At 72.8% G+C, this 19904-nt stretch carries 17 protein-coding genes and 1 pseudogene; 11 read left to right on the top strand and 7 right to left on the bottom strand.

Annotation, left to right across the window (positions count from 1 at the left end; translation table 11 throughout):
* Positions 1 to 34 precede the first annotated feature (34 nt).
* Genes gatC through gatB form a run of 4 tightly spaced genes read left to right on the top strand, consistent with a single transcriptional unit; the run spans position 35 to position 3600 of the window.
* Positions 35 to 340 (top strand): Asp-tRNA(Asn)/Glu-tRNA(Gln) amidotransferase subunit GatC, encoded by a 306-nt coding sequence (gene gatC / locus ABT034_RS15040; RefSeq protein WP_351215081.1) that lies wholly within the window; start codon positions 35 to 37, stop codon positions 338 to 340.
* On the top strand, positions 337 to 1833 hold the full coding sequence (gene gatA / locus ABT034_RS15035; protein WP_351215079.1) for an Asp-tRNA(Asn)/Glu-tRNA(Gln) amidotransferase subunit GatA: 1497 nt from the start codon (positions 337 to 339) through the stop codon (positions 1831 to 1833). Before gatC ends, gatA begins: the two co-directional genes overlap by 4 nt.
* 5 nt (positions 1834 to 1838) lie before the next feature.
* Positions 1839 to 2072, top strand: coding sequence for a hypothetical protein (locus tag ABT034_RS15030; RefSeq protein ID WP_351215396.1), 234 nt, complete (start codon positions 1839 to 1841; stop codon positions 2070 to 2072).
* A 16-nt stretch (positions 2073 to 2088) separates the two neighbouring features.
* Positions 2089 to 3600: an Asp-tRNA(Asn)/Glu-tRNA(Gln) amidotransferase subunit GatB gene (gatB, locus tag ABT034_RS15025; protein ID WP_351215077.1), complete on the top strand. Its 1512-nt coding sequence runs from the start codon at positions 2089 to 2091 to the stop codon at positions 3598 to 3600.
* Between the two features lie 78 nt (positions 3601 to 3678).
* Here the strand turns inward: gatB and ABT034_RS15020 are convergent, their stop codons facing one another.
* The 5 genes and pseudogenes from ABT034_RS15020 to ABT034_RS15000 all read right to left on the bottom strand — a co-directional run.
* On the bottom strand, positions 3679 to 5592 hold the full coding sequence (locus tag ABT034_RS15020) for a protein kinase domain-containing protein (RefSeq protein WP_351215075.1): 1914 nt from the start codon (positions 5590 to 5592) through the stop codon (positions 3679 to 3681).
* Between the two features lie 60 nt (positions 5593 to 5652).
* Entirely contained in the window at positions 5653 to 8466 is a 2814-nt protein-coding gene (locus ABT034_RS15015) for a tetratricopeptide repeat protein (protein WP_351215073.1), read from the bottom strand.
* A 3-nt stretch (positions 8467 to 8469) separates the two neighbouring features.
* Positions 8470 to 8874, bottom strand: coding sequence for a hypothetical protein (locus ABT034_RS15010; RefSeq protein WP_351215071.1), 405 nt, complete (start codon positions 8872 to 8874; stop codon positions 8470 to 8472).
* Entirely contained in the window at positions 8871 to 9113 is a 243-nt protein-coding gene (locus ABT034_RS15005; RefSeq protein WP_351215069.1) for a DUF397 domain-containing protein, read from the bottom strand. Before ABT034_RS15005 ends, ABT034_RS15010 begins: the two co-directional genes overlap by 4 nt.
* Positions 9110 to 9367, bottom strand: a pseudogene (locus ABT034_RS15000) (Scr1 family TA system antitoxin-like transcriptional regulator); the annotation flags it as partial. The pseudogene ABT034_RS15000 and the gene ABT034_RS15005, both read right to left, overlap by 4 nt.
* Positions 9368 to 9377: 10 nt before the next feature.
* Here ABT034_RS15000 and ABT034_RS14995 point away from each other — a divergent pair.
* Positions 9378 to 9863 carry an ATP-binding protein gene (locus ABT034_RS14995; RefSeq protein WP_351215067.1) on the top strand — a complete coding sequence of 162 codons (486 nt, stop codon included), beginning with the start codon at positions 9378 to 9380 and terminating at the stop codon, positions 9861 to 9863.
* Here the strand turns inward: ABT034_RS14995 and ABT034_RS14990 are convergent.
* Complete coding sequence (locus ABT034_RS14990) at positions 9788 to 10096, bottom strand: hypothetical protein (protein WP_351215065.1); 309 nt, start codon at positions 10094 to 10096, stop codon at positions 9788 to 9790. The genes ABT034_RS14995 and ABT034_RS14990 overlap by 76 nt on opposite strands.
* Complete coding sequence (locus tag ABT034_RS14985; RefSeq protein ID WP_351215063.1) at positions 10093 to 10404, bottom strand: DUF6247 family protein; 312 nt, start codon at positions 10402 to 10404, stop codon at positions 10093 to 10095. Before ABT034_RS14985 ends, ABT034_RS14990 begins: the two co-directional genes overlap by 4 nt.
* Before the next feature lie 257 nt (positions 10405 to 10661).
* Here ABT034_RS14985 and ABT034_RS14980 point away from each other — a divergent pair, with 257 nt between their 5' ends.
* The 6 genes from ABT034_RS14980 (at position 10662) to ABT034_RS14955 (ending at position 19816) form a co-directional block, all read left to right on the top strand.
* On the top strand, positions 10662 to 12764 hold the full coding sequence (locus ABT034_RS14980) for a phosphocholine-specific phospholipase C (protein WP_502972938.1): 2103 nt from the start codon (positions 10662 to 10664) through the stop codon (positions 12762 to 12764).
* A gap of 176 nt (positions 12765 to 12940) precedes the next feature.
* Positions 12941 to 15187: an MMPL family transporter gene (locus tag ABT034_RS14975; protein ID WP_351215061.1), complete on the top strand. Its 2247-nt coding sequence runs from the start codon at positions 12941 to 12943 to the stop codon at positions 15185 to 15187.
* A complete protein-coding gene (locus ABT034_RS14970; RefSeq protein WP_351215059.1) occupies positions 15165 to 15728 on the top strand; it encodes a GNAT family N-acetyltransferase in 564 nt (187 codons plus the stop codon). Before ABT034_RS14975 ends, ABT034_RS14970 begins: the two co-directional genes overlap by 23 nt.
* Positions 15729 to 15763: 35 nt before the next feature.
* Positions 15764 to 16408 (top strand): hypothetical protein, encoded by a 645-nt coding sequence (locus ABT034_RS14965; protein ID WP_351215057.1) that lies wholly within the window; start codon positions 15764 to 15766, stop codon positions 16406 to 16408.
* Positions 16409 to 16557: 149 nt separating this feature from the next.
* Positions 16558 to 16755 (top strand): hypothetical protein, encoded by a 198-nt coding sequence (locus ABT034_RS14960; RefSeq protein ID WP_351215055.1) that lies wholly within the window; start codon positions 16558 to 16560, stop codon positions 16753 to 16755.
* A gap of 7 nt (positions 16756 to 16762) precedes the next feature.
* Entirely contained in the window at positions 16763 to 19816 is a 3054-nt protein-coding gene (locus ABT034_RS14955; protein ID WP_351215053.1) for a helix-turn-helix transcriptional regulator, read from the top strand.
* The last annotated feature ends 88 nt before the right edge of the window (positions 19817 to 19904 follow it).

The raw sequence follows: 19904 nt of genomic DNA, 5'->3' as shown, positions 1-19904 counted from the left end.
GCCACACCATCAAGCTCACCCCGTGAGGATCCGCATGCCTGGCATCACGCGCGAGGAGGTCGCCCACCTCGCACGGCTGGCGCGTCTGGAGCTGAAGGGCGAAGAACTCGATCACTTCGCCGGCCAGCTCGACGACATCATCGGCGCGGTCGCCCGCGTCTCCGAGGTCGCCGACCAAGACGTACCGCCGACCTCCCACCCGCTGCCGCTGACCAATGTCATGCGCGCGGACGAGGTCCGTCCGTCGCTCACCCCCGAGCAGGCGCTCTCCGGCGCCCCGGCCCAGGAGCAGCAGCGTTTCAAGGTGCCGCAGATCCTGGGGGAGGACCAACAGTCATGACGGACAACATCATCAAGCTCACCGCGGCCGAGATCGCCGGGAAGATCGCCGCCGGCGAACTGACCGCCGTCGAGGTCACGGAGGCCCACCTCGCCCGCATCGAGGCCGTCGACGAGAAGGTCCACGCCTTCCTGCACGTCGACCGTGAGGGCGCGCTCGCCCAGGCCCGCGCCGTCGACGAGAAGCGCGCCCGCGGCGAGAAGCTCGGCCCGCTCGCCGGAGTGCCGCTCGCGCTCAAGGACATCTTCACCACGGCCGGCATGCCGACGACCGTGGGCTCGAAGATCCTCGAGGGCTGGATCCCGCCGTACGACGCGACCCTGGTCAAGAACCTGAAGGCCGCCGACGTCGTCATCCTCGGCAAGACCAACATGGACGAGTTCGCGATGGGCTCCTCCACGGAGAACAGCGCGTACGGCCCGACCGGCAACCCCTGGGACCTGACCCGGATCCCCGGCGGCTCCGGCGGCGGCTCGTCCGCCGCCCTCGCCGCGTACGAGGCGCCCCTCGCCATCGGCACGGACACCGGCGGCTCCATCCGCCAGCCCGCGGCCGTCACCGGCACCGTCGGCGTCAAGCCGACCTACGGCGGTGTCTCCCGCTACGGCATGGTGGCCTTCTCCTCCTCCCTCGACCAGGGCGGCCCCTGCGCCCGTACGGTCCTGGACGCGGCCCTCCTCCACGAGGCCATCGCCGGGCACGACCCGCTGGACTCGACCTCCATCGACGCCCCGGTCCCGCCGGTCGTCGAGGCCGCGCGCAACGGCTCGGTCGCCGGCATGCGCGTCGGCGTCGTCAAGCAGTTCCGCGGCGAGGGCTACCAGGCCGGTGTCGTGCAGCGCTTCGACGAGTCCGTCGAGCTGCTCAAGTCGCTGGGCGCCGAGGTCGTCGAGCTGGACTGCCCGACCTTCGACCTCGCCCTCTCGGCGTACTACCTGATCGCGCCGTCCGAGTGCTCCTCCAACCTGGCCCGCTTCGACGCCATGCGCTACGGCCTGCGCGTCGGCGACGACGGCACCCGGTCGGCCGAGGACGTCACCGCCCTCACCCGTGAGGCCGGCTTCGGCGACGAGGTCAAGCGCCGCATCATCCTCGGTACGTACGCGCTGAGCTCCGGCTACTACGACGCGTACTACGGCTCGGCGCAGAAGGTCCGTACGCTCATCACCCGTGAGTTCGAGCAGGCCTTCGAGCAGGTGGACGTGATCGTCTCCCCGACGACCCCCACCACCGCCTTCCCGATCGGCGAGCGCGCCGACGACCCGATGGCCATGTACCTCGCGGACCTGTGCACGATCCCGACCAACCTGGCCGGCAACGCCGCCATGTCGCTGCCCTGCGGCCTCGCGCCCGAGGACGGTCTCCCGGTCGGCCTGCAGATCATCGCCCCCGCCATGAAGGACGACCGGCTCTACAAGGTCGGCGCCGCCGTCGAGGCCGCCTTCGTGGAAAAGTGGGGACACCCGCTGCTTGAGGAGGCTCCGTCGCTGTGAGTGCCATGGCAAAGAAGGCCAAGAACTTCAAGAAGTCGAAGACCGGCGTGTACGTGTCGCTGGCGACCACCGCGTTCGGCGCCGTCAGCGTCGCCAAGCAGGCGAAGCTGGCCCGCGGCGACGGCGACATGCTGCGGCTCGTCGACGCCGCGGTCTCCGCCGCCGCCATCGTGACCGGCCTGGCGATCCTCTACCGGGAGCTGAAGCGCCTGGGCGACGACGACGTCCTGCTGGGCTGAGAGGGAAAGTCTCACCGTGACTGTCACTGAACTGCTGTCGTACGAAGCGGCGCTCGCCGAGTACGACCCCGTCATGGGCCTCGAGGTCCATGTCGAGCTGGGTACCAAGACGAAGATGTTCTGCGGCTGCTCGACCGAGCTGGGCGCGGAGCCGAACTCGCAGACCTGCCCGACCTGCCTCGGCATGCCCGGCTCGCTGCCCGTCGTCAACGCGATCGGCGTCGAGTCCGCCATCAAGATCGGCCTCGCGCTGCACTGCGAGATCGCCGACTGGTGCCGCTTCGCCCGGAAGAACTACTTCTATCCGGACATGCCGAAGAACTTCCAGACCTCCCAGTACGACGAGCCGATCGCCTTCAACGGCTACCTGGACGTCCAGCTGGAGGACGGCGAGATCTTCCGCGTGGAGATCGAGCGCGCCCACATGGAGGAGGACACCGGCAAGTCGCTGCACGTCGGCGGCGCCACCGGCCGTATCCACGGCGCGTCCCACTCCCTGCTGGACTACAACCGGGCCGGCATCCCGCTCATCGAGATCGTCACCAAGCCGATCGAGGGCGCGGGCGAGCGGGCCCCCGAGGTCGCCAAGGCGTACGTCGCCGAGCTGCGCGAGCTGATCCGCGCCCTCGGTGTCTCCGACGCGCGCATGGACAAGGGCCAGATGCGCTGCGACGTGAACCTGTCGCTGCGGCCGCACGGCCGGGAGAAGTTCGGCACCCGCTCGGAGACGAAGAACGTCAACTCGCTCCGTTCGGTGGAGCGGGCGGCGCGCTTCGAGATCCAGCGCCACGCGGCCGTGCTCTCCTCCGGTGGCACGATCGTGCAGGAGACCCGTCACTTCCACGAGGACGACGGCTCCACCACCTCCGGCCGCATCAAGGACAACGCCGAGGACTACCGGTACTTCCCGGAGCCCGACCTGGTGCCGGTGGCCCCTGCCCGCGAGTGGGTCGAGGAGCTCCGCAAGGGCCTTCCCGAGCTGCCGCGGGTGCGCCGCAACCGGCTGCGCGAGGAGTGGGGCGTGTCCGAGCTGGACATGCAGTCCATCCTCAACGCGGGCGCGGTCGAGGCGATCGTCGCCACGATCGAGGCGGGCGCGGACGCGGCCTCGGCCCGCAAGTGGTGGATGGGCGAGCTCGCCCGTAACGCCAACGAGCAGGGCGTCTCCCTCGAAGAGCTGGCCATCACCCCGGCCGACGTGGCCCGGGTCTCGGCCCTGGTCGCCTCCGGTGACCTCAACGACAAGCTGGCCCGTCAGGTCATCGAGGGCGTCCTCGCCGGCGAGGGCACCCCGGACGCGGTCGTCGAGAAGCGCGGACTGAAGGTCGTCTCCGACGACGGCGCGCTCGGCGCGGCGGTCGAGGAGGCCATCGCGGGCAACGCGGCCATCGCCGACAAGATCCGCGGCGGCAAGGTCGCGGCGGTCGGCGCCCTGGTCGGCGCGGTCATGAAGGCGACCCGCGGTCAGGCGGACGCGGCGAAGGTCAAGGACCTGATCCTGGAGAAGCTGGGCGTCAGCGAGGGCTGAGCCTCTTCTTCCCGTACGTCATGGGGACGGCCCCGCACCGGAGTTCCGGTGCGGGGCCGTTCGCGTACGCGGGTGGGGTCAGCGCCTGAGGACGGGGGCGGCGATGACGCCGCTGCCCTCGTCGGTGCAGGTCTCCTCCACCTTGAGGCGGAGCCGCAGCGCGCCCTCGATCTTCAACGACTTGGTGATCGGTGTGCCGAGGTCCACGGTCTCGTTGAAGAGCGCGGGCTGGTCGTCCACGGAGACGATGATCCGGGCGGTCTCGATGTTCGAGCCGTCGTCGATGCCGGCGGTGAAGTCGAACCAGGTCCACTCGCGGTTGAGGTCGTACTCGACGTAGGCGCCGTTGTAGCAGTCGCCGATGAGGGCGGCCCCGTACTCCTTGGTGTCGATCTTCGCGGTGCCGACGGAGAAGCTGTCGGGGTCGCTGATGGAGGCGAGGGTGGTCAGGTCGGCGGTGGGTGCGTCCGGTACGGTCCCGGGGTCGTCCGTCGGGGTCGCGGACCCGCCCGGGTCCGTGGCCGGGGCGTCGGTCGGCTCCGCCGTCGGTTCGTCGGTCGTCGGTGTGGCCGTGGGCTCCGTCGATTCCGTCGGAGCGTCGGTGGTGGGCTCGTTCGTCACCGGCGCGACGGAGGCGCTCGTGGCGGGCGGCCCTGCCTCGCCTCCCTTCCCGCCCTCGTTCTTGTCGCCGAGCAGCTGGACGCCGATCACCGCGAGGACGGCGATCACGACGATCCCGACGACGGCCCCGATCAGCGGGCCCTTGCGGCGGCGCCGCTCGGGGGAGGAGCCGGGAGCGGTCCGGCCGGGATCCGACGCCGGGGGACCGAAGCCGCCGACCGGGGCCGCGACGGGCGTGGCGACGGTCGGCGGCGGGGCCACCGGCTGGGACTCGGCGGCCGACCGGGACTCGGTGGCCGGCTGGGGCGCCACGACCGGCGGCGCGGCCACCGGAGGTGCCACGACGGGCGCGGCCACGACCGGCGCCGCCACCGGGGCAGGCGGCGGGGTCGCGGGCCGCGGCGGCACCGAGGGCTGTGCGGGCGGGACCGACGGAGCCGGCGGCACCGCGTCCCTGACGGACGCCGGGCGCGAGGTCGTCGTGGACACCACCCCGTGCCGCACGTCCTTCACCCAGGCCGACAGGGACAGCGGCCGCCGGGCCGCGTCGGCGGCGGCGATGCTCAGGACCCGGTCCCGCTGCTCCTCCGGAAGCCCCGCGATCTGCGGCAGCGCGCGGAACGCGGCGACCAGCTGCTCGGGCGCGGCCGGCGGGGACTGCCCGCTGAGCAGGAAGTAGGCGATGGCACCGAAGGCGTAGCGGTCGGTGCTCGGGGTGCGCTTGCCCTCGAAGATCTCCGGGGCCGCGTAGCCGGGGGTGAACCACACCTCGGCCGTCTGGTGGTCGGCGGTCAGCTTGCTCAGGCCGAAGTCGACGAGGGTCGCCTGCCCGTGCTCGTCGACCATGACGTTGCCGGGGGAGAGGTCGCCGTGGACGACGGTCCGCCCGGAGGGGGTGGCCTTGCCGGAGTGCAGCCAGTCCAGGACGTCCGCGAGCTGCTCCAGGGTCCGCATCACCTCGCGCCGCTCGCCGGGCGCGGCGAGGGTGCGTTCGGCCCGCCAGTCGCGCAGGTCGAGTCCGTCGACGTGGTTCATGACGAGTACGAGGGCGCGGCCGGTGATGGTCCCGGACTCGCCGGGCCGGTGGATCGGCGGCCCCTGGAAGTGCTCGCGTACACCGACGACGCCGGGCCGGTGGACGAAGCGCAGCAGCTCGGCCTGCTCGTTCCACTTCTGGCTGATCCGCTCGAAGACCTCGGGCGTGATCGTCGTCTTGGAGTCGAGCACCTTGACGACGACGGGTTCGGTGCCGCCGGCCAGCTCGATCTCCGCGAGATAGAGCACGGCCTCGCCGCCCCGGCCGATGGACCGGAGGAGCCGGTACCGGTCAGGAGCGGAGTCGGGCCCGATGTGGTGTGCCGTGTTGCTCAAGTTCCCCCCCGGGCACAGTGATTGACAGACGGTCAGCTTGCCGTTCAGGGGTGCCTCAGGTCAACGCGCCGCCGGACGGCCCAGCATCCGCAGACAGCCGTCCCTGGTGCGGCGCAGGTGGGTGAGGAGCTCTCCGTACGCGGGCGGGTTGGCGGCGGCGGACCGCTCGGCGAGGCCGATGGCCTCGACGACCGGCGCGAGCGCCTCCTCCCAGCGCCCGTCGAGCGCGAGGAAACGTCCCAGGTTGTTGAGGACCCGGGCCAGGTCGAAGGCGTACGCGGCGGGGTTGCCGTCGAGCGCCGCGCGGTACAGCTCCACGGACCGCCGGGTCGCGGCGAGCCCTTCGGCCCGCCGCCCGGCCGCCTCCAGGGACATGCCCAGGTTGGAGAGCGTCTGGGCCAGATCCGCCCGGTTCGGGTCCGGTCGTTCGGCGTACAGGTGCTCGCGGAGGGAGACGGCCTCCTCGGCGGCGGCCAGGGCCTCGGCCGGGCGGCCCACGTCCAGCAGGAGATGGGCCAGGTTCGACAGCGACTGCGCGAGCCCTCGGGAGTGGGCGGCCAGGTTGCCCGAGGCGAGTCGGCGCAGGATCGCGACGGCGTCGGCCGTCGCGTCCACGGCCTCGGGCATCCGTCCGGCCTCCGCGAGGTCGACGCCCAGGCTGTTCAGGGCGAGGGCGAGGTCCGGTTCGTGCGCGGCGGCGTTGACGCGGGCGAGGGCGCGCAGGACGGTCACCGCCTGCCCTGACAGCTCAAGGGCTTCGGCCCGCCGCCCCTGGGCGGCCAGATGGTTGGCGTGATTGGTGAGCGAGCGGGCGAGGTCGGGCCGGTGGGCGGCGGGGTCCTGCTCGGCCAGCCGCAGCCGGATCCGCACCGCCTCACCGGTGGCATCGGCGGCCTCCGGCCAACGGCCGAGCGTCGAGAGGTAGTTGCCGAGACCGTGCAGGGCGCCGGCCAGATGCTCCTCGTGTACGGGGTCGGCGGCGACGATCCGGCGCCAGGCGGCGACCGACCGCTCGCCCAGGGCCAGGGCCTCGTGGTCCCGGCCGAGCATGGACAGCCAGATGCCCAGGTCGTTGAGGGCCCCCGCGTACATCCCCTCCCACCCCGCCGGCTCGGCCTCGGCGAGCCGCCCGAACAGGGCGGCGGACTCCTCGGTCACTGCCACCGCCTCCTCGGGCCGCCCGGTCAGGGCCAGGCAGTGGCCGAACCGCATGAGCGCGGTGGCCAGCGCGGGAACGTCGTCGGAGAGTTCCTCGTGCGCGGCGAGGGCCTGTTCGGCCGCCGCCAGGGCCTGGTCGAGGAGGCCGGCGTTCAGGAGGCGGGAGCTGAGGCGGTAGTACCCCGTCGCTCGGGTGCCGGGAGAGTCGTCGAGGGCGATCAGTCCGTCGACGATCCGGCGCGTGACGGCGGCGATGCCCGCGTCGAGGTCCACCTGGCGGTGGACCGGGAAGCGGGCCTCGACGGCTGTGAGGAGTGGCATCGGTACGTCGTCCAGGGTGGCGAGCGCGCTCAGGGCGGCACCACCGGCGGCGAGCGCGAGGCCGGGCTCGGCGGCGAGGAGCGGGTAGAGGTGCCGGGGTCCGAGGTGCGGCCAGCGTTGCGCGGCGGCGGCCAGGAAGGTGACGGCGCGCTCGGCGTGCGGCCCGAGCAGGCGGGCGGTGACGTCCGGGGCCCAGTCCATGGCGGGGTAGTCGGCGCCGTGCCCCGGGAGCGTGAGGGCGAGGAAGTCCTCGGCGAGCCGGTCGGGGAGGAGCGGCTCCAGGACGGTGTCCCGCTCGGGTTCGGCGGCCGGGTAGCAGAAGGCGTGGTCGTCGAGGACCCGGCCGGGGGAGAGCTCGGGGGAGGTGCCAGGGGAGGCCCCCGGGGAGGGCCCGGCGGACTCGCCGGTCCCGAGTCCCGCCACGACGGCCGACCCGCTGGACCGGTCGAGCGCCCCGGTGAGCGCGGCGGCGAAGACGGTCCGGTTCATGGCCGGCGGCGGAGTCGCGTACCGCCCGTCGCCGCGCGCGAAGAGCGTGCCCCAGTGCAGGTGTTCCCGGTCGAGGAGATAGACGCTCAGACCGGCGAGACCGGTGGGCGGGCGGCGCCCGTGCGCCTGCGCGTCGACGGAGACGAGGGCGGCCATGTGGAGGGCCAGGGTCAGCCCGTACGGGGGCGGGGGCTCGGGCGCGGTCGGGGGGACTCCGTACCGTACGGCGAAGGCGTCGCGGGCGGCCCCGTACATCTCGGCGCCGTCGGGGAGGTCCGCGAGGGGCATGCTGCTCGTCCCGGCCTGGAGGTTGGCGAGCGATGCGCGGACGGCGGGCCAGGCGTCGGCGGTACGGGCGAGCAGCAGCACGCGCGCCCGTACCCCGGGCCGGTGGAGCAGGGCGTTGCTGAAGAGCCAGGTGAGGTGGGTGAGCGGCCAGCGGTCCGCGTAGTCGACGACCAGGAGGACGCCCTCGCGGCCGTCGAGCGTCAGGTCCTGGCTGCCGGGCGGCGGCTGCACGGATCCGGGGCCGTTCGTCGCGGCGACGACCCTCCAGCCGCCGCCCTCGGTCCTGGAGGCGGTCTCGTCCGCGAATCGGGCGGCGAGGCGCGTCTTGCCCTGTCCGCCGGGCGCGTGCATCCAGCGGACGGCGAGCCGGGGCCCCCGGTCGCGCCAGGCGCGTAACTCGGCCAGCTCGGCATCGCGCCCCGTGAACGGCACGACCTCGAAACGCGAGTTGAGCATCCGGCTCGGTAACTCCCGTAACCACTCCGGGTCGGCGGCGGGCGCACGGCGCCAGTTCTGGAGCAGATAGACCGGCGAACCGTCGCCGAACACGTGGATGTCGGCGCCGATGACGCCGTACGCGTACCCGGAATGCGCGGTGACGTGCTGCTCGGCGGTCATGGCCTACGCGTCCGGGCGGGGCTCGGGGCTCTGGTGGAAGACGATGTTCCCGTGCTGGACCCCGAAGACGAGCCCGTTGTCGTGGGCGGTGTTGTGCTGCACGGAGTGCTGTCCGCCCGGGGTGTCCCGTATCAGCGCGCGCAGCTCGTCGGCGTACTCCGGGTGCTCGGTGAGGAGGGCGCGCAGCCGCAGCGCCCATGCGGGCACGAGCGCCTGCCGGGCCTCGTCGGTGTCCTCGGCCCCGGCGACGAGGGCGGCGTCCTCGTCGAGCCGCCCCTCGACCTCGGCCCGCCCTCGGAACAGCCGGACGACCCCGTCCCGGGTGACCTGCCAGGCGTCCGTGGCCATGGCGGCGACGACGGCCCCGCCGCCGGCGGCGGCCAGGGCCGTCAGCGACTCCTCTATCACGAGACCTCCGCGACGAACGCGCTCCAGGCGGTGGGGGAGACGGCGAAGACGGGGCTGCCGTCGGCGAGCTTGGAGTCGCGGACGTGCACGGCGGCGGGGTGGGCGGCGACCTCGACGCAGGCACCGCCCTCGTCGCCGCTGTGGCTGGACTTGCGCCAGTCGTAGGCGACTTCGAGGCAGTTGCCGCCCTCGCTGCCGCTGTAGCTGGACTTGAACCACGAAAGTGCTGTCGAGCTCATGTCTCTCCTGCCAGACGATCCAGCAGGCCCATGGTCTCTTCCGGCGTCAGGGCCTGTGATCGCAGCATTCCATACTTCCGCTGGAGGATGCCGACCTCGTCGGGGTCGTCGATGAGGAAGCTGACGCGCTGTCCCTCGATGTAGGCGAGATGGGTGTGATCGGGTGTCTCGATGAGCACCATGGGGCCGTCGAGCCCGGCGTGCGTGGTGCGTTTCTTCGGGATGATCTGGATTGCGAGAAAGGGCAGTTCGGCCCGTGCCACCATGACCGATCAACTCACCTTCCGTCACCAGGCGTTCTTCCGTCGTGAGCGGCGATCCGTCCCACTTGCCCGGGACTTCACGCGCAAGGTCCTGGCCGCATGGGACCTGGACGCCCGTGCGGACGACGTGCTCCTGTGCGTGAGCGAGCTCGCCACCAACGCCCTTCTCCACGGCGTCCCGCCCGGCCGCGGCTACGCGCTCCACCTCTGCCGGACCGCCGGAGGTCTCCGCGTCGAGGTCCACGACAGCGGCGACGGCGTCCCGGCCCTGCGCGAACCCGCCGACGAGTCCGGCCGCGGCCTCCTCCTCGTCGCGGCCCTGGCGGACCGCTGGGGCGTGGGGGAGCGGAACCCCGGCAAACTCGTCTGGTGCGAGTTCGACCGGGGCTCGGGGGCGGGCGGGGCCTGGTGTCAGGCGGGTTCCGGGGAGTCGTCGGGGACGACGGAGATGATGACCATCACGGGAGGGAGGGGGGTCGCCACATAGACGTAGGCGACTGCCAGGCCTGGCATGCCCGGACGTGGCTCCAGCCACGTCTTGTAGGCCACGCCGCCGTGGCGGTTCTGCGGACCGTCGCGACGGATCCCGACCCGGGGGCCCTGTTCGAGTTCGCGCCGCAGGTCTTCGACCGCTGCGGCGGCCACATGGCCCAGCTCCTTCAGGCGTTCCGAGACGCGCTGACTGACGACCGCGACGGCGATCGGAGGGATGTCGCTCACGACTCGGCGGCCTCTCGCTTGATCCGCATGGCCAGCTCCACGCCCTCCTGCATGGCCAGATCGAACTCCGGGTCCGAGTAGAGCCGCACCCGCCCCCGGTAGTCGACCATCACCGCCGCCACCGCCGAGAGGTCCGTCTCCGTCGAGTTCTCAAGCGCCCGCGTCAGGTCGAGCTCGAAGTCCTCGCGGTCCCCCGGGAAGCCCCGCCCGGCCCGCAGCGCCGCTCTTATGTCGCCCAGCGTCCGCAGCGGCATGTCCGCCCCGCTCTGGGCCGGGCGGGAGGAGTGCTCGGTGGGCCGGGCGGACATGGTGCCTCCAAGGGACGTTCCGTACTCCCACGGTACCCAGCTCCACCCGCACCGACGGTACGTGACCAAGATCGACCCGGCTTGATCGCGCTTGGACTCCCGTCGCCGGGTATTGGACGTTCACCACCCGGCCCGCACCGGGTCTTCCCCGCGTCATCCGGCCTCACTACCGTCCCCGGCGTACCACCCAATGGCTCGAAGGCGAACCATTGGCCGTCGACTGGAGGTCGGTCTTGTCCCCCGCGAAGTCCCCCGAGATGTCCCGCGAGCTGCCCCCCGAGCTGTCCCGCCGAAGGCTCCTCGCCCTGGGCGGAGGCGCCCTCGGTGTCGCCGCCGCCGGCTCGCTGCTGCCGCCGTCGTTGCAGGCCGCGATGGCCGCGGAGCCCCCGGCCGGGGGGATGTCGGCGGTCCGGCACGTGGTGGTCCTGATGCAGGAGAACCGTTCCTTCGACCACTACTTCGGCACCCTCCGCGGCGTCCGCGGATTCGGCGACCGCAACGCCGTCGAGCTCCCCTCTGGCAAGCCGGTGTTCGAGCAGCCCGCCGCGCTCGGCCGGACCGTGCTGCCCTTCCCGATCCGCGGCGCCGCCGAGACGCAGAAGAAGGACCTCCAGTACATCGGGGACCTCGACCACTCCTGGAGCGGCGGCGGCAAGGCCTGGCGCGGCGGCTGGATGGACGGATGGGTCTCGGCCAAGACCGCCGCCACCATGGCGTACTACGACCGGCAGGACATCCCCCTGCACTACGAGCTCGCCGACACCTTCACGATCTGCGACGCCTACCACTCGTCCGTCCACACCTCGACGAGCCCCAACCGCAACCATCTCTGGTCCGGCTGGACCGGCTTCGAGGCCGACGGCAGCCGGGCCGTCACCAACGCCGCGTACGCCGAGGGCACCCACCCGGGCTACGGCTGGCCCACCTACGCCGAGCGCCTCGAAGCCGCCGGGCGGAGCTGGAAGACGTACACGGAGTGGGAGAACTTCACCGACAACAACATCGAGTTCTTCACCAGCTTCAAGAAGATCGCCCGCAAGGCGCTCGCGAAGACCGGCGGGCACACCTTCATGGAGTCCTTCTACGCCGCCGTCCGCGACACCGACGACGCCGCCGAGCGCACCCGCCTCCTCGGCCTCCTGGAGGAGGGCGTCGCCACCCTCACGGAGGCCGAGCGCTCCCTCTTCGAGCGCGGACTGCGCCGCGTCGAGTCCGGCACCCTCGCCGACGCCTTCCGCGCCGACGTCGCCGCCGGCACCCTCCCCGAGGTCTCGTACCTCGTGCCCTCCGCGATCGACTCCGAGCACCCCGGCTCCTCCTCGCCGATCGCCTCCGCGACCCTCGTCTACAAGGTGCTCGACGCCCTCGGCGCCCACCCGGACGTCTGGCGGCACACCGTCGTCCTGATCAACTACGACGAGAACGACGGCTTCTTCGACCACGTGCCGCCGCCCGTCCCGCCCGCGGACAACACGGACGAGCGCTGGAAGGGGCTGCCCACCGGCCTCGGCATCCGCGTCCCGCTGCTCGTCGTCTCCCCCTGGTCCGTCGGCGGCTACGTCTGCTCCGAGACCTTCGACCACACCTCGGTGATCCGCTTCCTGGAGCAGCTCACGGGCATCCAGGAGCCCAACATCACCCCCTGGCGCCGCGCCGTCACCGGCGACCTCACCTCCGCCTTCGACTTCAAGCGCGGCCACCGGCAGCCCGAGGTCGAGCAGCCCGGCCCGATCCCGCCCTTCTCCGGCCGCTGGCGCCCCCAGCCCCCGGCCGTCCAGCAGATGCCGGCGCAGGAGCCCGGCGTCCGCCGCGCCCGCCCGCTGCCGTACCAGCCGGACGCGTCCGCGACGACCGGCGCCGGATCGGTGACGGTCGCGCTCAGCAACCGGGGGAAGGCGAGCGCGCACTTCGCGCTCTACCCGTACGCGGGCGAGTTCGCCGTCCCGCAGCACACGGACGTCAGGGGTACGGGGGAGTGGACCGTCCCCGTACCGGGCGGTCACTACCGCTTCACGATCACCGGCCCCAACGGCTTCCGCCGCGAGTTCGAGGGCCCCGCGACGGGCGGCGCCGAGCTCGCCTCGCGGATCGACCACCACGACCGTGACCTGCATCTCACCGTACGGAACACCGGATCCGCGCCGCTCGCCTTCACGGTGAGGCCGCTCGGGTACGTGGACGAGGACGACCTCGCCGACTGGACCCGTACCGTCACCGTGAAGCCGGGGAAGACCCGTACCGTCGTGCACTCGGCCTCCGACGCGCACGGCTGGTACGACGTCGAGGTGACCGCGGCCGGCGGCTTCCGCCGCCGGCTCATGGGGCACATCGAGAACGGGCGCGCCAGCGTCTCCGGCTGAGCTGTTGTGCCCGGGGGCCGGGACTTCCGTCCCGAACCCCCGGGCATGCCTGTGAGTATCGACACGAAACGGGCAAACGATCACGTTCGGCTGTCACAGTGGGCCCCATGTAGGTCATGCGTTCTTTTCGGGCCGTTCCCGTGAAAGAGCCACGAACCACCCAGGGAGCACGTCCTTTGGCAGCCATCGCACGGTGGTGCGTCACGCACCGCCTCGTCGCCGTCCTCCTGTGGCTCGTCGCCCTCGTCGGGGTCGGCACCGCGGCGGCCGTCGCCGGCAGCGCGTACTCCAACGACTACGAGGTCCCCGGCACCGAGTCCGGCCGTGCCACCGCCCTCCTCGACCGCGGCTTCGACGGCCTCGGCGGCGACAGCGTCACCATCGTCTGGCACACCGACCGGGGCAGCGTCCGCGCGGACGCCGTCGAGCAGCGGACCAGCGCCATGCTCGACGAGGTCGCCGGGCTGCCCGGCATCGCCGCCGTGGTCTCGCCGTACGGCGACCTCCAGGGCCGGATCAGCGAGGACGGGCACACCGCCTACGCCACCGTCGCCTTCCGCGAGCAGGCCGACGACATCCCCCAGGCGCAGGCACGCGCCCTCGTCGACACGGCCAAGGCCGCCGCGAACGAGGCCGAGGGGCTCTCCGTCGAGCTCGGCGGCAGCGCCGTCGCCCTCACCGAGGCCCCCGGCGGGCACATCGCCGAAGTCGTCGGCGTCGCCGTCGCCGCCGTCGTCCTCTTCCTCGCCTTCGGCTCCCTCGCCGCCTCCGCGCTCCCGATCGCGACCGCGCTCGTCAGCGTCGGCATCGCGTACTCCGGGATCGTGCTCCTCGGCCATCTGATGACCGTCGCCGACTTCGCCCCCATGCTGGGCATGCTCGTCGGCCTCGGCGTCGGCATCGACTACGCCCTCTTCATCGTCACCCGGCACCGCAGAGGCCTGAAACGCGGCCTGTCCGTCGCGGAGGCCGCAGAGACCGCCGTCGCCACCACCGGCCGTGCCGTCGTCTTCGCCGGGGCCACCGTCTGCATCGCCCTCCTCGGCATGCTGATCCTGCGGCTCGGCTTCCTTAACGGCGTCGCCATCGCCGCCTCCCTCACCGTCGTCCTCACGGTCGCCGCCTCCGTCACCTTCCTTCCGGCACTGCTCTCCTTCATCGGCATGCGCGCCCTGTCCCGGCGCGAACGCCGGACGCTCGCCGAGCACGGGCCGCAGCCCGAGCTGCCCACCGGCTTCGCCGCCCGCTGGTCCGCCTTCGTCGAGCGGCACCCGAAGCTCCTCGGGCTTGTCGCCGTCGTCGTCATGGGCGTCCTGGCGCTGCCCACGTTCTCGCTCCACCTCGGCACCTCCGACCAGGGCAACAACCCGGCCACCGCGACCACGCGGAAGGCGTACGACCTGATCGCCGACGGCTTCGGGCCCGGCGTCAACGGCCCCCTCACCCTCGTCGCCGGGCTCGACGGCGCCGACGACCGGGTCGCCCTCGACCAGCTGCCGGCCGCGCTCGCCGCCACCCGCGGGGTCGCCTCCGTCTCCCCGGTCGCCTACAACAGCCCGGGCGACACCGCCGTCCTCACCGTCGTCCCCGACTCCTCGCCCCAGTCCAAGGCCACCAGCGAGCTCGTCGACCGGCTCCGTACGGACGTCCTCCCGAAGGCCGAGGCCGGCACCTCCCTCGACGTCCACGTCGGCGGCGTCACCGCCTCGTACGACGACTTCGCCGAGATCATCATCGGCAAGCTCCCGCTCTTCGTCGGGGTCGTCATCGCACTCGGCTGCCTGCTGCTCCTGCTCGCCTTCCGCTCGATCGGCATCCCGCTCAAGGCGGCCGCCATGAACGTCCTCGCCGTCGCCGGGGCCTTCGGCGTGGTCGTGGCGATCTTCCAGTGGGGCTGGGGGAGCGAGCTCCTCGGCCTCGGCAGCGCCGGACCGATCGAACCCTTCCTGCCGGTGATCATGGTCTCCGTCCTCTTCGGACTCTCCATGGACTACCAGGTCTTCCTGGTCAGCCGGATGTACGAGGAGTGGCTGGAGACCGGCGACAACCGGCGGGCGGTCCGGGTCGGCCTGGCCGAGACCAGCCGCGTGATCAACTCCGCCGCCGTCATCATGATCGCCGTCTTCCTCGCCTTCGTCCTCTCCGGCGACCGGGTCATCGCGATGTTCGGCATCGCGCTCGCGGCGGCCGTCGCCCTCGACGCCTTCGTACTCCGCACCCTCCTCGTCCCCGCGCTCATGCACCTCCTCGGCGGCGCGAACTGGTGGCTGCCGCGCCGGCTCGACCGGCTGCTGCCCCGGATCAGCATCGAACCTCCCGAGAGCCGCGAGGCCGCCGACGCGCGTGCGAAGATCCCTACGCAGTGCGTGACGGTACCGGCCGTGGAGGAGAGGAACGACGATGTTCGCGATACCGCTGGGTGACGACGGCGCCGAGCTGAGGCCCCTGGAGCCCTGGCAGGCCGAGGAGTTCCTGACCCACATGGACCGGGGACGGGACTTCATCGGGCAGCACATCGTCCTGCCGGACTACGCCACCGACCTGGACTCGGCCCGCTCCTTCCTCCGCTCGTACGCCGAGAAGGCCGCGACCGACACCGGACGCATCTACGGCATCTGGGACGGGGGCACGCTCGTCGGCGGCGTCCTCTTCCGGACCATGGACGTGGCGGCCGGGAGGGCGGAGGCGGGCTGCTGGCTGGAACCCTCCGCCGCCGGGAAGGGCCTGATCACCCGGGCCTGCCGGGTCATCATCGACTGGGCGGTCGAGGAGCGCGGCATCCACCGCGTCGAATGGCGCGCCTCCGCGAAGAACGAGCCGAGCATCGCCGTCGCCCGCCGACTGGGCATGACGCGGGAGGGCGTCCTGCGCGAGAACTACCCGCACCGCGGCACCCGCGCGGACACGGAACTCTGGGCCGTCCTCGCCCCGGAGTGGCGCGCGGCGAAGGCCGAGGCGTCTTAAGGCGCCTCTCATGTGCGCCGCCTAGCGTGCGCCGCATGGACACCAAGACGACGACAGAGAAGCCCGCCGACAGCGCGGAGAGCGCGGAGAGCGCGGCCAACGCCGACAGCGCGGAAAGCGCGGCCGGGGCGGACGCCGGGACCGCGGCGGAGCCGCTCGACGCCCCCGGTACGGCCGGAGCGGACGAGGCACACGCGGACGAGACTTACGCGGACGCGGACGCGGACGAGGACGAGGACGAGGACGCGGACGACTCGGAGGACGAGCTGTCGGCGGAAGCGGAGGCGGCCGCCGCCCCCGTTTCCGCCGGCATCGGCGGCGCCGCCGCGGCCGTGGTCTCCGCCGCCCTCGGGGCCGTCGCACTGACCGGCACCTGGACCGGAAAGGTCGTCTCCGAGCGCGAGACCCTCATCGGGCAGATCAAGACCTCCGGAGCGGGCACCCCGGCCCAGCAGATCTCCGAGATCTACGGCGACGCCTGGCACAGCACCGCCCTGGTGAACGGCGTCTTCGCGCTCGTCGCCCTGCTCGTCGCCGTCCTCGTGCTCATCCTTCCTGGGCGCCCCGCCTGGGTCCGCGCGGTCGCCGTCGCCGGCGCCGTCCTGGGCGGCCTCGGACTGCTCCTGTCGGCGGGTACCTACTTCGACCTGTTCCTGAGCCTCCCCACCGCCGGATCCTGAGACCGCCTAAGGACCCCCTAGGCCCCGCCTAAGGCCCCCCGTACGCCGAACATGCGGAACTCGCCCGATGTGGCCGCACCCCCTGGGAAACGACAGTAGAGGCATCGCAGGAAGCGATACCGAAACCGAGAAGACCAGGGAGCATCCCGATGTTCGAGTACGAACTCCACCGCATGAACCACGCCCAGCTCGTCCGCGAGGCCGCCGCCCAGCGTCTGTCCCACGAGGCCGCCGAGTCGGCCGGCTCCGCCCGGGGCCTGCGCCGCTTCGGCCGCCGCAGCGGGAGCCAGGACCCGGAGGGGCGGGTGAGCGGCGAGGGCCGCGGCCGTTTCGTCCGGGCCGCGTGACCCCCTTATGAGCGAACGTACGGACGGTTGTGCGATGCTCGGCGCCGTGGAGACCAGGTCAGTCAGCCCCGTGTTCGTCGGCCGCGCCGGCGAACTCACCGCCCTCACCGAGGCGCTCTCCCGCGCGGCCGCGGGAGAGCCCCAGGCCCTGCTCGTCGGCGGTGAGGCCGGGGTCGGCAAGACCCGGCTGATCGAGGAGTTCCTCGACACGGCCTACGGCCGGGGCGCCGTCGTCGCCCTCGGCGGCTGCGTCGAACTCGGCGCCGACGGGCTGCCCTTCGCCCCCTTCGCCACCGCACTGCGCTCGCTCCGCCGCCGGCTCCCCGACGAACTCACCGAGGCCGCCGACGGCCAGGAGGGCGAACTCGCCCGCCTGCTGCCCGAACTGGGCGACCCCGGAAGCCACGACTCCTCCGACGAGGACTCCACCGCCCGCCTCTTCGAACTCACCGTACGACTCCTGGAACGGCTCGCCGCCGACCGTACGATCGTGCTCGTCCTCGAAGACCTGCACTGGGCCGACGCCTCCACCCGGCACCTCCTCACCTATCTCCTCCGCACCCTCCGCCGCGGCCGGATCGTGGTCGTCGCCAGCTACCGCGCCGACGACATCCACCGCCGCCACCCGCTGCGCCCCCTCCTCGCCGAACTCGACCGGCTCCGCACCATCCGCCGCATCGAACTCGCCCGCTTCACCCGCGTCGAGGTGCACCGCCAGCTCACCGGCATCCTCGCCGCCGAACCCGACCCGGGCCTCGTCGAAGAGGTCTTCGAGCGCTCCGACGGCAACGCCTTCTTCGTCGAGGAACTCGTCGTCTCCCACGAGGCGGGCTGCGCCCCCGGCCAGCTCAGCGACTCCCTGCGCGACCTCCTGCTCGTCCGGGTCGAGATGCTTTCCGAAGACGCCCAGCGGGTCGCCAGGATCGTCGCCGAAGGCGGCTCCACCGTCGAGTACGGCCTGCTCGCCGCCGTCGCCCGGCTCACCGAGGACGAACTGATCGAGGCGCTCCGGGCCGCCGTCGGCGCCAACCTCCTGCTCGCCGTCCCCGACGGCGACGGCTACCGCTTCCGCCACTCCCTCGTCCGCGAGGCCGTCAGCGACGACCTGCTCCCCGGCGAACGCTCCCGCCTCAACCGGCGCTACGCCGAAGCCCTGGAGGCCGACCCGGGGCTCGTCCGGGCCGACGAGCGCGCCACCCGGCTCGCCACGTACTGGTACCACGCGCACGACCCGGCCAAGGCCCTGCCCGCTGTCCTCCGCGCCTCCGTCGAGACCCGCAAGCGCCACGCCTACGCCGAACAGCTCCGCCTCCTCGAACGGGCCATGGAACTCTGGGACGAGGCCCCCGCCGAGACCCGCCGCTCGCTCCGGCCCATGGACTACGCCGAGGCCTACCCTCCCTGCGGCTGCGACCCCGAGACCACCGCCCTCAGCTACCTCGACCTGCTCGCCGAGGCCGCGGTCGCCGCCCGCCTCAGCGGCGACCGCGAACGCGCCCTGAAGATAGGCAAGACGGCGCTGCGCCGCCTCGGCAGCGCGGAGGAGAGCGACCCCCTCCGCGCCGCCTGGTTCTGGACCGAGAAGGCCCGCCTCCAGTCCAACCTCGGCCGGGGCGACGGCTGGCAGGAGATCGCCCGCGCCCAGGAACTCGTCAAGGGCCTTCCGCCCTCCGCCGTCCACGCCAGGGTCCTCGTCGGCGCCGCCGGCTGGGGCATGCTCCGCAACCCCGGCCCCGAGGCCATCGCCGCCGCGGAACGCGCCGTCGAGTACGCCCGGCACGTCAAGGCCGAGTCCACCGAACTCAACGCCCGGCTCACCCTCGGCACCCTCATGGCCGGGGCGGGCGACGCCGAGGCCGGTCTCGCCGAGATGCACGCGGTACGGGAACGGACCAAGGCCATCGGCCAGTACACCGAGACCGCCCGCGCCCACATCAACATCGCCTCCTCCCTGGAAGCCCTCGGCCGCTCCCGCGAGGCCGTCGAACTCTCCGACACCGGCATCCGCCTCGCCCGCTCCTACGGCCTCGTCGAAAGCGTCGGCTGGATCGAGGCCAACCGGGCCGAGTCCCTCTTCTCCCTCGGCCGCTGGGACGAGACCGAGGAGGCCGCCGAACGGCTGCTCCGCTCGTCGACCAGCCCCAAGCCCCGCGGCTCCGCCTCCCTCCGCCTCGCCCAACTCGCCGTCGCCCGCGGCGAACTCGACGCGGCCGGCCGCCACCTCGCCGACGCCCGCGCCGTCTACGGCACCCGCGACCCGATCCCGCAGTACACCCTGCCCATGGGCCAGGTCGACATCGCCGTGGCCGCCGCCGAGGGGCGCGTCGCCGACGTCCGCAGCCAGCTGGCCGCCGCCGAACAGGCCGGCTTCCCGCCCAGCACCCACCGCTACGGCTGGCCGCTCGTCCTCACCGCCGTCACCGCCGAGGCCGACAGCCGGGGGCTGCCCGCCGCCGACGAGGGCCGCGCCGAGGCACTCGCCGCGATCCGCCGCTGCGTCCGCGGCCTCGCCGCCCCCGCCCCCGTCTGGGCCGCCTACGCCCGACAGGTCTCCGAGGAGCTCGCCCGCGCCGAGGGCCGCGAGTCCGCCGCCGGCTGGGCCGAGGTCGTCGCCGCCTACGAACCGCTGGAACGCCCCGCCCAGCTGGCCCGCGCCCGCCACCGCCTCGCCGACGCCCTGCTCGTCGAGGGCGGCCGCCGCGAGGAGGCCACGGCCCTGCTCCGCGAGGCCCACGCCGCCGCCGGCGACCTCGGCGCCCGCCCGCTCCGCGAGGACGTGGAACTCCTCGCCGCCCGCGCCCGCCTCTCCCTGACCCCCGAGAAGCAACCTCAGGGCCCGGCCGAGCCCGCCGACGACACCTTCGGTCTCACCCCCAGGGAACAGGGCGTCCTGGGCCTGGTCGCGGCCGGCCGCACCAACCGCCAGATCGCCGAGGAACTGTTCATCTCACCCAAGACGGCCAGCGTCCACGTCTCCAACATCCTCGCCAAGCTGGGCGTCTCCGGCCGCGGCGAGGCCGCCGCCCTGGCCCACCGCCTCCACCTCCTCGACACGCCCTAGTCTTCTGAGTCGGGAATTCTGTTCAGATGTATAAGCTTGGCCGGTGGCACGTACTGGGCGGCCGAAGGCCGAGTTGATCCTGTCGGAT

The sequence above is a fragment of the Streptomyces sp. NPDC002773 genome, from assembly GCF_040295605.1.
Lineage (GTDB): Bacteria > Actinomycetota > Actinomycetes > Streptomycetales > Streptomycetaceae > Streptomyces.
This window is presented reverse-complemented; position numbering and strand designations above follow the sequence as displayed.

Bases quoted from the DNA above. Each gene is read 5' to 3' on its own strand.
- ABT034_RS14955 (WP_351215053.1), top strand. From the start codon at position 16,763: ATGAGCGAACGTACGGACGGTTGTGCGATGCTCGGCGCCGTGGAGACC.
- ABT034_RS14965 (WP_351215057.1), top strand. From the start codon at position 15,764: ATGGACACCAAGACGACGACAGAGAAGCCCGCCGACAGCGCGGAGAGC.
- ABT034_RS15015 (WP_351215073.1), bottom strand. From the start codon at position 8,466: ATGACCGCCGAGCAGCACGTCACCGCGCATTCCGGGTACGCGTACGGC.
- ABT034_RS14995 (WP_351215067.1), top strand. From the start codon at position 9,378: ATGACCGATCAACTCACCTTCCGTCACCAGGCGTTCTTCCGTCGTGAG.
- ABT034_RS14960 (WP_351215055.1), top strand. From the start codon at position 16,558: ATGTTCGAGTACGAACTCCACCGCATGAACCACGCCCAGCTCGTCCGC.
- gatC (WP_351215081.1), top strand. From the start codon at position 35: ATGCCTGGCATCACGCGCGAGGAGGTCGCCCACCTCGCACGGCTGGCG.
- ABT034_RS14985 (WP_351215063.1), bottom strand. From the start codon at position 10,404: ATGTCCGCCCGGCCCACCGAGCACTCCTCCCGCCCGGCCCAGAGCGGG.
- ABT034_RS15030 (WP_351215396.1), top strand. From the start codon at position 1,839: ATGGCAAAGAAGGCCAAGAACTTCAAGAAGTCGAAGACCGGCGTGTAC.
- ABT034_RS15005 (WP_351215069.1), bottom strand. From the start codon at position 9,113: ATGAGCTCGACAGCACTTTCGTGGTTCAAGTCCAGCTACAGCGGCAGC.
- ABT034_RS14970 (WP_351215059.1), top strand. From the start codon at position 15,165: ATGTTCGCGATACCGCTGGGTGACGACGGCGCCGAGCTGAGGCCCCTG.
- gatA (WP_351215079.1), top strand. From the start codon at position 337: ATGACGGACAACATCATCAAGCTCACCGCGGCCGAGATCGCCGGGAAG.
- ABT034_RS14980 (WP_502972938.1), top strand. From the start codon at position 10,662: ATGTCCCGCGAGCTGCCCCCCGAGCTGTCCCGCCGAAGGCTCCTCGCC.